The 734-nt window shown below is 53.1% G+C and carries 1 protein-coding gene; it reads left to right on the forward strand.

Annotation, left to right across the window (positions count from 1 at the left end):
- Window positions 1–546: hypothetical protein (locus GOB85_RS18905; protein WP_338421824.1), on the forward strand; the 546-nt coding region annotated here is incomplete at its 5' end.
- Window positions 547–734: the final 188 nt, after the last annotated feature.

Raw genomic sequence — 734 nt, forward strand, 5'->3', positions numbered from 1 at the left:
GCTGTCACCTCAACGGGACGACGTAAAATGAATACTTTGCTTCAGGGGTATATAGCTGCGGAATCCTTCGCCATGTATACCGGCATGCTCAAGCCTGATGCCACCGCATCAAGCGCAAATGATACAGCCGCAACGGCAGTCGATAAATCGGGGAATGCAGCAATAATCGACGTGTCTTCACGGTCTTCGTCGGTCGCTTTTCACAGCGATGGTCCCGTCGTGCTGATACCGCAGGACGGAACCTATGTTCCGGTAAATCCGACCAGTGTGATTGACGGAAAATCCGCGTCACAGGTCGCTGGTGCCATTACTGTGAAAGGGGGAGTCGAAACGGTTCTCACATCATCATCCTCATCGGCCGCCGGAAGCCTTTATACTGCTTCGGGAACGACAGCCATGAACAGCCAAGCTTCATCGGTGTCTATATCGCTTTACGCGAACTCCGGAACAAGCTCCGCAAACAGCGAAGATGCGCTAATCGCGAAACTGTTTTCAGATCCAACAAATAATAAGGACGACACTCGATCACAGCAGCTCTCTGGCTGACATTCTCCCGGCTATTCCGGCTCCGCTGCAATACCAGCGAGCACTTGTTCTGATGTCTCAACCGGTGAGCGTGGCCGAGAAGAGCCTTGCGCTCCTCCGTTTTGATTACGGCGTTCGCGGCTTCGCGATCATCGTCGAAGGACTGAGACCGCTGACCAGATACATGATGGCGAAGCGAACGAAAACAT

Origin of the sequence: Acetobacter fallax (assembly GCF_011516735.1) — a bacterium.
GTDB lineage: Bacteria > Pseudomonadota > Alphaproteobacteria > Acetobacterales > Acetobacteraceae > Acetobacter > Acetobacter fallax.